This is a genomic window from Halomonas sp. AOP13-D3-9, assembly GCF_052379125.1.
Lineage (GTDB): Bacteria > Pseudomonadota > Gammaproteobacteria > Pseudomonadales > Halomonadaceae > Vreelandella.
This window is the reverse complement of the sequence record NZ_JBQSYH010000010.1, coordinates 53,603-65,959: the sequence shown is the minus strand read 5'-3', so window position 1 is coordinate 65,959 and position 12,357 is coordinate 53,603. Positions and strand designations below refer to the sequence as shown.

The 12,357-nt window shown below is 55.2% G+C and carries 9 protein-coding genes; 4 read left to right on the top strand and 5 right to left on the bottom strand.

Translation table 11 applies throughout. The features are described 5' to 3' along the window. Positions 1–45 precede the first annotated feature (45 nt). Positions 46–3,015 carry a translocation/assembly module TamB domain-containing protein gene (locus tag ACT3UM_RS12495; protein WP_498899218.1) on the top strand — a complete coding sequence of 990 codons (2,970 nt, stop codon included), beginning with the start codon at positions 46–48 and terminating at the stop codon, positions 3,013–3,015. A gap of 14 nt (positions 3,016–3,029) precedes the next feature. Here ACT3UM_RS12495 and ACT3UM_RS12490 read toward each other — a convergent pair whose 3' ends face one another. After that, positions 3,030–3,746, bottom strand: a complete 717-nt coding sequence (locus tag ACT3UM_RS12490) for a trimeric intracellular cation channel family protein (RefSeq protein WP_498899216.1) — start codon at positions 3,744–3,746, stop codon at positions 3,030–3,032. 160 nt (positions 3,747–3,906) lie between these two features. Here ACT3UM_RS12490 and ACT3UM_RS12485 point away from each other — a divergent pair, with 160 nt between their 5' ends. The 3 genes from ACT3UM_RS12485 to ACT3UM_RS12475 all read left to right on the top strand — a co-directional run bounded on the left by ACT3UM_RS12485 (position 3,907) and on the right by ACT3UM_RS12475 (position 7,500). After that, positions 3,907–4,401, top strand: a complete 495-nt coding sequence (locus tag ACT3UM_RS12485; protein ID WP_498899214.1) for a nodulation efficiency, NfeD-like protein — start codon at positions 3,907–3,909, stop codon at positions 4,399–4,401. A 2-nt stretch (positions 4,402–4,403) separates the two neighbouring features. Then, a complete protein-coding gene (locus tag ACT3UM_RS12480; RefSeq protein ID WP_035584696.1) occupies positions 4,404–5,450 on the top strand; it encodes an SPFH domain-containing protein in 1,047 nt (348 codons plus the stop codon). Between the two features lie 235 nt (positions 5,451–5,685). Continuing rightward, positions 5,686–7,500: a GGDEF domain-containing protein gene (locus ACT3UM_RS12475; RefSeq protein ID WP_498899212.1), complete on the top strand. Its 1,815-nt coding sequence runs from the start codon at positions 5,686–5,688 to the stop codon at positions 7,498–7,500. 21 nt (positions 7,501–7,521) lie between these two features. Here the strand turns inward: ACT3UM_RS12475 and ACT3UM_RS12470 are convergent, their stop codons facing one another. The 4 genes from ACT3UM_RS12470 to ACT3UM_RS12455 form a co-directional block, all read right to left on the bottom strand. Then, positions 7,522–8,844: a DUF2252 domain-containing protein gene (locus tag ACT3UM_RS12470; protein WP_035584702.1), complete on the bottom strand. Its 1,323-nt coding sequence runs from the start codon at positions 8,842–8,844 to the stop codon at positions 7,522–7,524. A gap of 115 nt (positions 8,845–8,959) precedes the next feature. After that, positions 8,960–10,441: a sodium:solute symporter family protein gene (locus tag ACT3UM_RS12465; RefSeq protein WP_498899210.1), complete on the bottom strand. Its 1,482-nt coding sequence runs from the start codon at positions 10,439–10,441 to the stop codon at positions 8,960–8,962. Further along, positions 10,434–10,661, bottom strand: coding sequence for a hypothetical protein (locus ACT3UM_RS12460; RefSeq protein ID WP_498899208.1), 228 nt, complete (start codon positions 10,659–10,661; stop codon positions 10,434–10,436). Before ACT3UM_RS12460 ends, ACT3UM_RS12465 begins: the two co-directional genes overlap by 8 nt. Before the next feature lie 167 nt (positions 10,662–10,828). Then, positions 10,829–12,238 carry an amidase gene (locus ACT3UM_RS12455; protein WP_498899206.1) on the bottom strand — a complete coding sequence of 470 codons (1,410 nt, stop codon included), beginning with the start codon at positions 12,236–12,238 and terminating at the stop codon, positions 10,829–10,831. Between the last annotated feature and the right edge of the window lie 119 nt (positions 12,239–12,357).

Genomic DNA, 12,357 nt, shown 5'->3' with positions numbered 1-12,357 from the left:
CCATAAAACACGCCCCAACAGGAGTTCTCTGCTAGGGAAGCCACTATGTCAGACGCGAACACTGCTAAAAATCGCCTACCCCGCCTGCTGCTGCGGGTGTTGATTGGCCTGCTGTTTCTCATCCTGTTCTGGGTGGTAGGCAGCTATTGGCTGCTCAATAGCCAATGGCTGCCGACACGCATTTCGCAATTCGAAGGTGTCGATATCCGCTGGGAAACAGGCGCCAGCCGACACCCAGGCCGCTGGGAAGTCGAGGGGCTTTATCTAGCCCGTGAAGATAAAGCCCTGCCCATCTCGATTGAGGCCGAACGCGCCACCCTTTCGCTGTCGCTACTGGCCCTGCTGCGCGGCGAGCTGCATATCGATGCACTGGATGCTGAGGGTATACGCCGCCTGACCGTTGGTGACATCGCCCTCGAAGCTGACGGCGAGCTACAGGTCGCAGAGACCACCTTAAGTCGCGACACCCTAGCGATCCCTCAGGTTTCCCTCGCTATCACTAATGGTCGTTTAGTTCGCCTAAGCGATCAAGCCACCTTAGTGCGCGCTATCAATCTTAACGCAGATGCCACGCTCAAAACGATAACCCCTGTCGATGTTGAGAGCGGCGAGTTGAACCCCAACCTACTGGCAGCGCTCTCCGCACAACTTCAGTTGGATGCCCAGGCGGATGCCTGGGATGTCTTTATGCCCTACCTAGACGCCCTACCCTGGCTAACCTTGGAAGGGCGCGGGGCGCTGACGGGGGAACTGGAGCTAACCGCAGGCAAGTTACAACCCGGAAGCGAGCTTATGCTGAACGCCCCTGAACTACGCTTAGCCGTTGATGAGCAGCGTTTACGCGCACCGAGTGACTCGCCGCGCTGGGTAGTGGCGGATAACCCATCACCACGCCATACGGCTACCGGTGAGGGCCAAGTTCGCTTGGCGGTTAAGAACGATCAGCTGTATTTTTCGACGCAGTTGACCGATGTCGTATTAGCGGAAGAAGAGCTAGTCGATTCATCCTCCGACTCACACACCTATGCAGAGCACGCTGAGCTACGCTTGGCCAGCCAAATTCCCAATCAGCGCTTGGATCAACTCGACCTTCCTACAGCGGCAACCCTTGCGCTCCGGGGCGATATTACCCGTTTGGATATGCTTAACCGCTACCTGGATACGAGTATGGACGGACAGGGCATTCGTCTTTCCGGCCATGGTCAAATCGAGGCCAATGCAAGCATTCGCGGGTCGCGACCTTTTGATGCCCAGCTGAGTATTCAAGCCCCTGAACTAGCAGCCGACACGCTTGGTTTTACAGCCCGAGGCAGCGGCTCACTAAACGCCCAGCTAACCCCCCAAGAAAGGATTGAGGCAACCCTAAGTTTTAGCCAGGCCACGCTGCATCACCAAGAGCGCCTGCTGCTTGACGATGCCGACATTAATGTCGTCGCCACGAGCCCCATCGATGCACAACGAGCCCGTGAAGATGCATCCGCGACGCTCAGTTGGCAAGACGCGCGGCTGCCTGATATCAGCGTGCTACAAACTTACTTGGGTTCCATGCTGCCAGCCCCTGCGCCGTTGCAATTGCTTAGCGGCCAAGCCGCCAGTCACGGCCAGCTCAATATCGCTTCAGAACAGCTCAGCGGCGAGGTACGCTTAGCCGGAGAAGCGCTGACCACTCGCTGGCAGCACGGCGACGAAAGCGGCACCTTAACCAGCGATATGCAGCTTTTACTGCCCATTGAGCAGGCGGCAATAGATGGCTCAGCGCTGAATATCAGTGGCGCTCGATTAAGCTGGCAAGTGGCCGATATCGACCAACCTGGTGAGCGCTTAGAGAGCGTGTTGGTATTGACCGATGGCCGATTTCAACGCCGCGACAACGTACCCAGCGGGCAGTTTGCGCTTGAAGGCAGCGTGCAACGGCTTAGCTTTTTAAATGCTTTTTTACCTGATGCGCACGGTTTGAGTATCGCGGGAGAAGGCCAACTCTCCGCTCAGGGAGCCTTTCGCGATAACCGCTTGCTGGCACCCACTCGGCTGCGGGTCAACGCCAACCAGCTAGAGGCCTCGTTTTTAGACTATACCGCCACCGGACGTGGTGAGCTTACCGCCCAATTGGATAGCCCCGAGCAGGCTCAACTCTCACTTGGCATCCCCCGCTTTTCGCTAAGGCGTCAAGACGATGACAGCCCTCACTTGGAAGGACGCCACTTTGCCCTCACCACGCAAACTGAGCGCTTTAGCGATGTACTGGAATCCCCCCAGCCCGAGCATTTCACCACCCGCATTGCACTGCCGATTACCGGGGTGCCCGATTTCACCCGCTACAACCGCTACCTGCCAGAAGGCGCGGGAATTACCTTGCTGGATGGCCAGGCCAGCCTGGAAAGCGAGTGGTTGCTGGAGGGGTTAAACGCCCAGGGCGAAATCACGCTGCGCGCCTTTGGCGCTGAGCTAGCGTTGCTGGATCAGCGGCTTCGCGGCGACTTACAACTCTATCTACAGCTAACCGACGGTGACCTGGCAACACGTCGATTTACCGCCGACGACTCGTTTTTACGCCTGGAGAACGTTAATCGCCAGAGTGAAGATGGTTCTTCAGATGCTGGTTGGTGGGTGCGGCTTTCAATGAATGAGGCCACCTTGGACTGGGAAGACCCTATTCGTCTCGCCAGCCAGCTGCGCCTTGAGATGCGCGATACCGGCTTACTGGCCCGGCTATTTCTAGCCCGTGCCCGGGATAGCGACTGGCTCGGGCGACTGTTGAATGTTCACGATATCGAGGGCACGGCACAACTAGCGATCAGCGGCGAGCAAATTAGCCTGAGTGACTTAACACTCACCGGCGGCCCACTGTTGCTCCTTTCGGATGTCACGCTGGCCGACCGGAATGCCAACGGCGCGCTCTATGCCCGCCTTGGCATGCTTGGGTTGGGGGTAGAACTTAACGACAGCGAACCAAGCTTGCGAATTATTCAACCGCGCCGCTGGTTTGACCGCTGGCGGAAAGCCAGTGGCAGGTAATGCACATAATCTGCCTAGCGTTTTTTGCGCTCACGGCGAATCATCTTTACCCGCTCTTTGGCTTTTTGCGGTGTAGAGAGCGGTGCTGCCACCTCATCATGGGATTTCGGCGGTACCGTCACCCAGGCAAACACTGGCAACGCTAAGTGCCAATGGATCGCCGCCAAACGCAACCCAAGGGTGACGATGAGTGAGGCAGCAATCGCTATCGTCAGTGGCGCTTCCAGCGCATGCAGCGCTACGTAAATAATTCCTCCGGCCATTGCCGCCGTGGCGTACACCTCTTCGCGCAGCACCATGGGCACTCGCTGGGCCAACACATCACGGATCATGCCGCCGGCTACCCCGGTCATCATGCCCATCAATACCGCCACCGTGCCCGAGCTTCCCAGCAGCAGGGCTTTATGCGTACCAATCACCGTAAACAGCGCCAACCCAAACGCATCGGCGATGGGCAAAAAGCCCCGCGACAAGCGGTGGATATAGTGAAACCCCATCAACGACACGCCCACGGTGGCTAAAATTACCCACAGGTAGGTCGGGTCGGTCACCCAAAACACCGGCCTGACGCCCAGCACTAAGTCCCGCAGCGTGCCCCCGCCAATGCCGGTCACCGCGGCCAGCACCAGCATACCAATTGGATCCATGCGCGACCGGCACGCCAAAATCACCCCCGACAGCGCGAATACGATGACACCCGCCATATCCAGCCAGTAGACCACGCCCGACACGCCCTTCTCCTTTTGCTCGCATCTATGAAGGCAGGCAGGATAGCACTCCTGACTGACCAGTACCTCGACCAACACTGCTTAGCAGCTATTTAGAACACCGCCTGTTTAAATGCGGTACGCTGAGCGTTAGATGTGGATAACATTATAAATAGGAGAGCACATGGACTGGAATCCGGCTTATAGCTGGCTAGTACTCGCTTTATTGCTGAGTTTGGCAGAGCTAACTTCTGGTGCGATGGTGCTGCTCGCACTGGGTATTGCCGCGGCGCTAACGGCGGCCGTTACTGCACTTGGTTTAACGCTTCCCTGGCAACTGCTCAGCATGGCGATTTTTACCGGAATATTGTTGCCGATATCCATCATGGTGATTCGTCCGCGCTTCTCTCCGCGTGGAGTGGCTTATGGCACAACGGGCACAGGCGTGGAGAAAGGCAATCACTACATTACCCTTCGCCGCGATTTTGATGATGCCACGGGCATTAAAGTGAACGGCGATTTCTACCGTTTACGTGTACTTGAGAACGGTGAAACCGCTTTACCCAGCGGCACCCCAGTCGTATTTAGACGTTTTGAGGGCACCACTGCACTGGTCACGCTACATCAGCCCGCAGATGTCGACTCTCAAGACGACAATTCCCAACGCAAGGAGCCCTAAAAATGGATTTACCGATTAGCCCAGGCTTAATAATAAGCCTTATTATTGTTGTGATCGCGGTAGTGATCATCTCCAAAGGCCTGATCATTATCCGCCAATCTGAAGTAATGGTGGTTGAGCGTCTTGGCTCGTTCCACCGCGTGCTAGAAAGCGGTATTAACATCATTATTCCGTTTATCGAGCAGCCCCGCGCGATCACCATGCTGCGTTATCGCAAAATGGGGGAAGACTATACCGCCATCACCACAGACGAAACCCGTATTGACCGCCGCGAAACGGTAATGGATTTCCCAGGCCAGCCGGTCGTTACCACGGATAACGTCACCGTGCGTATCAACGGTGCGCTCTACTACCAAATCATCGACCCTAAGCGGGCCGTTTATGAAGTAGAAAATATGAGCCAAGCCGTAGAAGTACTGGCCAAAACCACACTGCGTTCGGTGGTCGGTAAGATGGAGCTGGATAAGCTGTTTGAGTCCCGGGCTGAAGTGAATAACGAGATCCAGGCGGCGATGGAAGAGCCAGCCTCCAAATGGGGGGTCAAAATCTCGCGGGTCGAGGTGCAGGATATTGCTATGCCGGAAGAGGTGGAAACCGCTATGCGCCTACAAATGGCTGCCGAGCGTAAGCGCCGTGCGACCGTTACCGAAGCAGAAGGTGAAAAATCAGCAGCGATTGCCATGGCCCAGGGGCAGCGTGAATCTTCAATTCTAAATGCCCAAGGTGATAAAGAGTCGGCGATTCTGCGCGCTCAGGGCGAGCAAGAGTCGATTAAGCTGGTGCTTAGTGCCATTGGCGACAGCGAAGAGAATAAACGCACAGTTGTGGGCTACCTGCTTGGCCAGAGTTATATCAAGGTGTTACCCAATATGGCAAAAAATGGCGAGCGCGTTTTCGTACCTTACGAGTCCTCTGCTCTGCTGGGATCGATGGGTATGTTCCGTGAAATGGCGGGCTCACCTGAGGATACCGTGGCTAACCACCTTAAAAACCGCAGCGACAGCGACTTTCGCAGCGGGATCGTAGGCGGTGCTGCCAGCGGTCACTAATCACGTTAGCAATGCGTATGCTGAAAAAGCGATAGGCCGGGCCACTGAGTGGCTCGGTTTTATTTTGCCCTGATGGCAAATAACCGGGCGGCTCAACGTTGAAGTAGATGTCATCGCCTAAGCTAAGTTTTTAGGTAAACTGTTAGTGGTTCAAGCCTATAGACCTTCCACAGCATCCACGCGAGGTAATCAGCCAAGTGACTGCATTGATGAGTAGATTGAACGCTACCCGTAGATGAGGACTCTCACCATGCTGCCCTGTGGGTTAGTCTTACGCCATGGCATTCTGCTAACGATGGCCTTTGTCATGCTGTTGGTGTTTTCTGTTTGCCTTCAAGCCGACACCTCTTCTCAACCACTGCAAAGCTGGGAGTATCGCTGGGGTGACTCTCCTTTCGATGCTGATAACCTCCCCCAATGGCTGCAAAGCGACTCAACCGAGTGGCAAGCGATCGATACCCCTTCTAATCCACCCGGTCGCAACGGGCACGAACACCTCTGGCTACGCACTACAGTGCCCGCCGGTGATTGGAGCGATCCTGTCCTTTTTATCACCAGTATTAATTTGATTGGGCAAGTTTATCTAGGCGACGAGCTCATTTATCAATATGGTGAATTTGACGATCAAGGCAAAGGCGATTTTGCGGGTTGGCCCTGGCACATGATCGATCTACCCGAGAATGCCGCCGGTCAGACGCTCACCTTCCGCTTCTACTCTTACTACACCAGTATTGGCTTATGGGGCCAAGTTCAGATAATGGAGCGCATTGAGGTTCTAAAACAAGTTATCCACGACTCCACCCAGGATCTCGGTGTCAGTGCGTTGGTATTGGTACTCGCTATCCTGGCCACTATTTTCGCGCTAATAGGCCCCGAACGACGCGGCTTTGGGTCAATTGCCTTGTTTGCCTACGCTTCGGGGTTAATGCTGCTGGCTGAGACGCCTGCTCGTCAATTCATTGCCGATGGGCCACTCGCCTGGGACACGCTGCGCGCAGGTAGCTATTACACCTTGCCAGTGGCATTAGGCTTGCTACTCAGCCACTGGCTGGAAGGCACCGCTAAGCGTTGGATTACTCACTTGTGGGTTATTCACTTAGCGTACTTGATTCTTGCAATTGGTTTGGTTCAATTGGGGGTCTTGAGCCTTTCACTAACCTTCCCGGTCTTTGATGTCATGCTAGCCTTTACGCTTCCCGTGATGTTGGCGCTTGCGCTCATGCGTTTTAAAAGGCTCAGCCTTGAACAACGGCTTTTAGTAGTGAGTTTTACCTTTTTTGCCCCGCTGCTGTTGGCCGACATGGCGGTCGCCCACGGTTTTGTAGGCTGGCGTAGTGTGCCTTTGAGCTATGGCACACTGGCTTTTTCTTTGGCTAACGCGGCTATTTTTCTGTGGCACTACCGGCATACACAGCAACAGCTTGCGATGGCCAATGAGACCCTTGAGCAGCAAGTGGCTGCGCGAACCGCCGACCTTGACCGGCTAGTTCAAGAACTGGAAGGACTCTCACGCAAAGACCCGTTAACAGGCCTGCATAACCGACGCCATTTCGACATGGCATTTGAACACCAGTGTCAGCGAGTTAAGCAGCATGCCAGTCAACTTTCCGTGCTAATGCTGGATGTGGATCATTTCAAACAGATTAACGACGATTTTGGTCACGATGCAGGAGACGCTGTACTGGTCGAAATCGCTCTGTTACTGCGCCACCACCTACGGGATATGGACGTGATCTGTCGCTTTGGGGGTGAAGAATTTATTGCCCTGCTGCCCGCGACCTCTCGAGTTGCTGCTGAATCACGCGCCAAAGCGCTGTTAACATCCATTGCTCATCAGGCATTTGTCCATCAAGGCACCCCACTACGTACAATCACGCTCTCTTGCGGTGTTGCAACGTATCCTGATCACTCTCAAGACCCTAAGAAATTACTGCGCCTTGCTGATGAAGCGCTTTATCAAGCCAAGCACAGCGGCCGTAACCGCTGTGTGGTATGGGAAGAGACACTTGAAGAGCAGGGGTTTATGCTCGGTAAACAGCAGCCTCAATAATCACTCATGGTATTGGTTTGATTATGCAGAACCCGTCGCCAGAAAGTGATCGATAAACACGGCATAATCCTGCTCTGTGCAGTCAGCGTAGGCCACCGCAAGTGTTGACACTACCTCAACAAACAGGTCTTCACGACCTTTTAATCGTTGGCAAACGGCCTTTGCAAAGCGTGTTGAGTCACCTTGGTTAAGCGCCTTAGCACCGCGCAGGTGTTCACGGGCGAGAATTTCTCCCCACTGCTTTGCCAGTTTTCTATATGACTTAGCTCCCGAGAGCTTATGGGTCGGAAAGTCTTTCTTGAACGGCGAGCGCTCACGCACCGAAAACACCTTTCCGTTCATGGTTAGCCAACCAAGATAGGCGTCTGGGTGCTCGGCAATGGCGTGGAAGGCAGCTGCATGACGGATGGCTTCGTTGGGAAACAACTTACGCCACGCCTGCTGCTGGTTTTTATCCATTAGTCGAAACGCTTCAGGGGGAACCTGCTCTTTGACATCCAGGATGATGTCATCGTGCTCGTGTTCAACACCACCTTCAATCAAGACGTAATAGCGCTCCACACCTAACGAACCGGTACCTGCATCCAAGCGTCGTGCCGTATCTTTGACGCGGAAATGGTGGGGATCGCTCTCTTTAATAGCGTGTTGCAGCGTTTGCTGATACTCCTGCTCAATTAAGCGGCGGAGTTGGCTGGCCACATCCGCCGGCAGGTTAGCGAGCTTGCCAGGCCGCTCAGCGAAATGGCGGCCTTGCTGCTCATCAAGTGTCGTCCACTTTTCGAGCATGCGAGCACGACTCTGTTTATCGGCCACTTTACTCATAAAGGGCTTTAGTGGACCTTTGGCGCTATCAAGCGTGACCGCTTCCACCGGCTTGCCGTCGACGTGGTCAGCCAGCGTTTGGCAATAGCCCTCTATTAACTTTTTAAGCGCTTTATCGATCGCTTTTGGATCTAACTCCGCGTTTTCACGACCATCAAGCACGGCACTTATGGCCAGTCGCCACAGATCGTATTGGTAGTCGCCAATCAACGCATCGTCGAAATCATCCATGCCATAGCGGACTTGATCATCATGATGACCATAGGCGCCGAAGTTGTAGACATGAGCATCGCCTTGCAGCCAAGTTTGAGTTTCCGGCCAGCCGCCAAACAGGGCAAAGCGCCAATCGTGCCATACATCATTCCAGTACAGATGGTTGCTACCGCGGTAAAAGCGGTAGGGCGACGCAGCCATTTTGGCGTACTTGGCTTGGCGGGTGGCCGCTGGCAAGGTCTTATTCGCCTGATGGGTTGCCTCAATTACCCGCTGAGGGCGGTTATGTCCAGTCAATGCATGACTCATCGAATTACCTTAGTTAATGCACAAAAGTTAATGCAAAAAAATTGATGCAAAAAAACACTTTGTTATAAAGGTAGTCGATAACCATGAATAGATTAAGTCAGTGGCTGCCCTACACTTATTGACTCAAGCGAGTAAATCCACGAGGGGCGGCAATACGAAAAAATCGCTCGACCACCTCCTCGTGGGTAGCCGGTGTCATCAATGAGACCGCCACAAACACCGGTAGGTTGAGCATCAGCCCCCAGAACCCCGCATGTATCCCCAGCGGGTGCGGCCAAAGGGTAGTAAACGCCACGGTAATCAGAAAGCCCGCCACGATACCGGCCATCACGCCTAAGCGAGAAGCGCGGGGCCAAAAGAACATACCGATAAAGGCAGGCAGTACCTGGGAAGCAAACCCCAGCCCCACCAACAGAATCATTACCAAACTGCCGGGCTCGGCAATCGCCAACGGCGCTACCACTAAGAACATAATAGGCAGAATCAGCAGCCGGGCTAGTTTGCCGGTCACACCATCAGAGAGTTTTAACACCGGCTGAAGCACATCTTTGCTCAGCGACAGCGATACCGAGTGAATAAACGGCTCGCTAGAAGACATTGAGGCTGCCAGAGTGCCTGCGCCGAGCAGTCCAACCAGCGCCACCGGTAAGTGTTGCATGGCGTATTCGAGTACCACGGTATCGGCCCGGGCCAGCTCCGGAAGGGAGAAAATGCCGATAAAACCAACAACAACCATCGGCAGAATGACGATATAATAAGTGGGCAACCAAGTAGCGCTGCGACGAATAGTGCGCGCCGAAGAGGCGCTCATCCACTGGGTCCATACCGGTGGCATAAACGAAAACATCGAAACGATGATCGAGGTCGTCCAGAAGCTAAAGCTCATATCGCCGCCTGCGCCGGGCAGAGTGAGAAACTCGCTATGCTCGGCTTGGATACGCTCGAACACGCCTGCAAAGCTCAACCCGCCGGTGGCGCTATGAACGGCCCAGAGGCCAACGGCCCAAGCCACAATCAGCATTAACACGCCCTGAAACGCATTGGTACGGCCAATCGCCCGCTGCCCGCTGGCGTAGAGATAAACGGCTATGCAAGCCAGTACCAGCACGACACCTAGCCAAATCGGAATCAAACCGCCGCTCATCACAAACAGAATATACGCCGAGCCAATGGTTTGCAGCACCGCGTAGGCAATAGAGCCGATCGCCATTACGAGCGCCGCCAGTGCGCCCAGCGCGGGGCTCTGGTAGCGGTCGGAAATGGCGCTTGCCTGAGTCACGTGACCAAACTGTTCACCAAACTGCCACACCTTGGGGCCAAAGTACCACGCTACCAACGCCAGGTAAGCAAGGTAGATCGCTACATAAAATACTGCGACGCCTTTGGAGTAAGCCCAGCCGGGCGCACCCATAAAGGTGTAAGCACTCACACTGCCCGCGGCAATCAACAGGTAGAGCGTCACCGGCCCCATGCTGCGTCCTGCCACGCCCCACTCTTCCAGGCTATTCATGGAGCGCCCTGCCCTGGCGCGTAGGCCAATCACCATCGCAATGGCAACATAGGTCAAGGTAATCAACAGTGGCCAGGGGCTACTCATGGTCGTCTCGCTCCACAATGCGGTTGCCGATCAGCATCACCACCACGCAGGCAAAAATCACCAGGTAGCTCCACACCACTATCAACGGCAGGCCCATCACCAAGGTGGCCCGGTTCACTAACCCAATCACCGGCCACGTACCCGCCAGCACCAGCGCCACGAACGCGATTAACAGCCCCCAGCCCGTCCGAGAGGTAGGCAGCACCAATAATCGTCCCATGAGTATTCCCCTAAGTTTTAAAGACGGTTTTAAAGACGGTTTTAAAGACGGTTCTAAAGACGGTTTTAAAGACGGTTCTAAAGACGGTTCTAAAGACGGTTTTTAACAACAGTTTTTTAATAACCGTTTTTTACGATGGTTGTTCTAAACGGTTTTTAAAAACGGCATTATTGTGCCTCCACTTTATCCGTTGGCAGCGTTGGCCAGCGCATGGGTAGCGCCAAGCGCTCTTCAAGCTGTCGCGCCAGCTTGAGTACAAAATGATCCGCAAAACGCGGGCCAACCAACTGCACCCCCATATGCATATTGCCGCTACTGAACCCAGCGTTAAGGGAAATAGCGGGCTGCTCGCCCATATTCCACGGCACGGTATAGGCAATGTGCTCAAAAGGCTGACGCGGATCATTAGTCGGCGATGGCCACTCGGCCGGAAAGGCGATATTGGGGGTGGTGGGTGAAATCACCGCATCGACCTCATCAAATACGCTTTCGGTAGCGCGTCGCATCATCATGGTTTGCTGGAAACCTTGCACCGCGTCTACGCCACTTAAGCGTGCGCCGCCGTCGGCCCAGGCTAAAATGGCGGGCAATACCTGCTCACGCTCTTCTGGCGAGAGCTTTAACAACTCGCTCCACTGGCGGGCCTGCCAGAAGTGATCCAGCCCATCCAGCATTTCACGGGTCAGCACGGGTGCCAAGGGCACTAGCGTTGCCCCGGCGGCTTCTAACTGCTTGGCAGCCTGCTCGACATGTTGGCGAATCTCATCATCCAACGCCAGCCCACAGCCCGCCTCCATCATCACGCCAATCCGCAGGCCTTTTATGTCTAGCGCTAGGTTCATCCAGTCGATCTCTTCGGGCGGCAGGCGCATCGCGTCGCGCCGATCCGTGCGGGCAAGCGCCGTCATCATAAGCGCGGCATCCCCGACGCTGCGGGTCATGGGCCCGGCACAGCGGCCCACATAATACGGATCTATGGGTACCCGGCCCAGCGTAGGCTTAAAACCGACCACCCCGCACCACGCCGCTGGCAGGCGTACCGAGCCACCAATATCGGTACCCACATGCAGCGGCCCAAGCCCAGCGGCGGCCGCCGCGCCCGCTCCCGCGCTTGAACCACCGGTATTGCAGGTCAAATCCCACGGATTGCGGGTTAGGCCATGAAAAGAAGAAAGCCCGGATGAGAGCATGCCAAAATCAGGGCAGGTGGTTTTTGCCAACAGCAGGGCATTGTCTTCCGCTAGGCGCGCAGCCGGGGGTGCGTCCTCCGTAGCAGGTGCTTGCTCACCCAGCCCCGTGCCCACCGGCACCGGCATCCCTTTAGTGGCAATCAACTCTTTAAGGGTGACCGGGACACCATCCAAACCACCGCTTGGCTCGCCTTTTGCCCAGCGTTGGGTAGACGCTTCTGCAGCTTTAATGAAGGCATCGGGCTGATAGGCATACAGCGCGTTAATGTGCGGCTCCCAGCTGTTGATATGCTCAACCAGGGCGCCTGCTACCTCACTTGGCGAGAACGTATGGTCTCGGTAGCCCGCTAGCAGCTGCGTGGCGGTTAGTTGGTATAGTTCAGGCATCACATCACCTTTTGCTGTTGTTGTCAGACGGCTGTTATCAGGCAGTCGTTACCAATAAGCTCAGCATGAACCCACACAGCGCCCTCTGCTATTTCAATATTGACCGCAGCGTGTCCACT

Coding starts and splice junctions, on each gene's coding strand:
- ACT3UM_RS12495 (WP_498899218.1), top strand. CDS start 46: ATGTCAGACGCGAACACTGCTAAAAATCGCCTACCCCGCCTGCTGCTG.
- ACT3UM_RS12485 (WP_498899214.1), top strand. CDS start 3,907: ATGGACTGGAATCCGGCTTATAGCTGGCTAGTACTCGCTTTATTGCTG.
- ACT3UM_RS12480 (WP_035584696.1), top strand. CDS start 4,404: ATGGATTTACCGATTAGCCCAGGCTTAATAATAAGCCTTATTATTGTT.
- ACT3UM_RS12475 (WP_498899212.1), top strand. CDS start 5,686: ATGAGGACTCTCACCATGCTGCCCTGTGGGTTAGTCTTACGCCATGGC.
- ACT3UM_RS12470 (WP_035584702.1), bottom strand. CDS start 8,844: ATGAGTCATGCATTGACTGGACATAACCGCCCTCAGCGGGTAATTGAG.
- ACT3UM_RS12465 (WP_498899210.1), bottom strand. CDS start 10,441: ATGAGTAGCCCCTGGCCACTGTTGATTACCTTGACCTATGTTGCCATT.
- ACT3UM_RS12460 (WP_498899208.1), bottom strand. CDS start 10,661: ATGGGACGATTATTGGTGCTGCCTACCTCTCGGACGGGCTGGGGGCTG.
- ACT3UM_RS12455 (WP_498899206.1), bottom strand. CDS start 12,238: ATGCCTGAACTATACCAACTAACCGCCACGCAGCTGCTAGCGGGCTAC.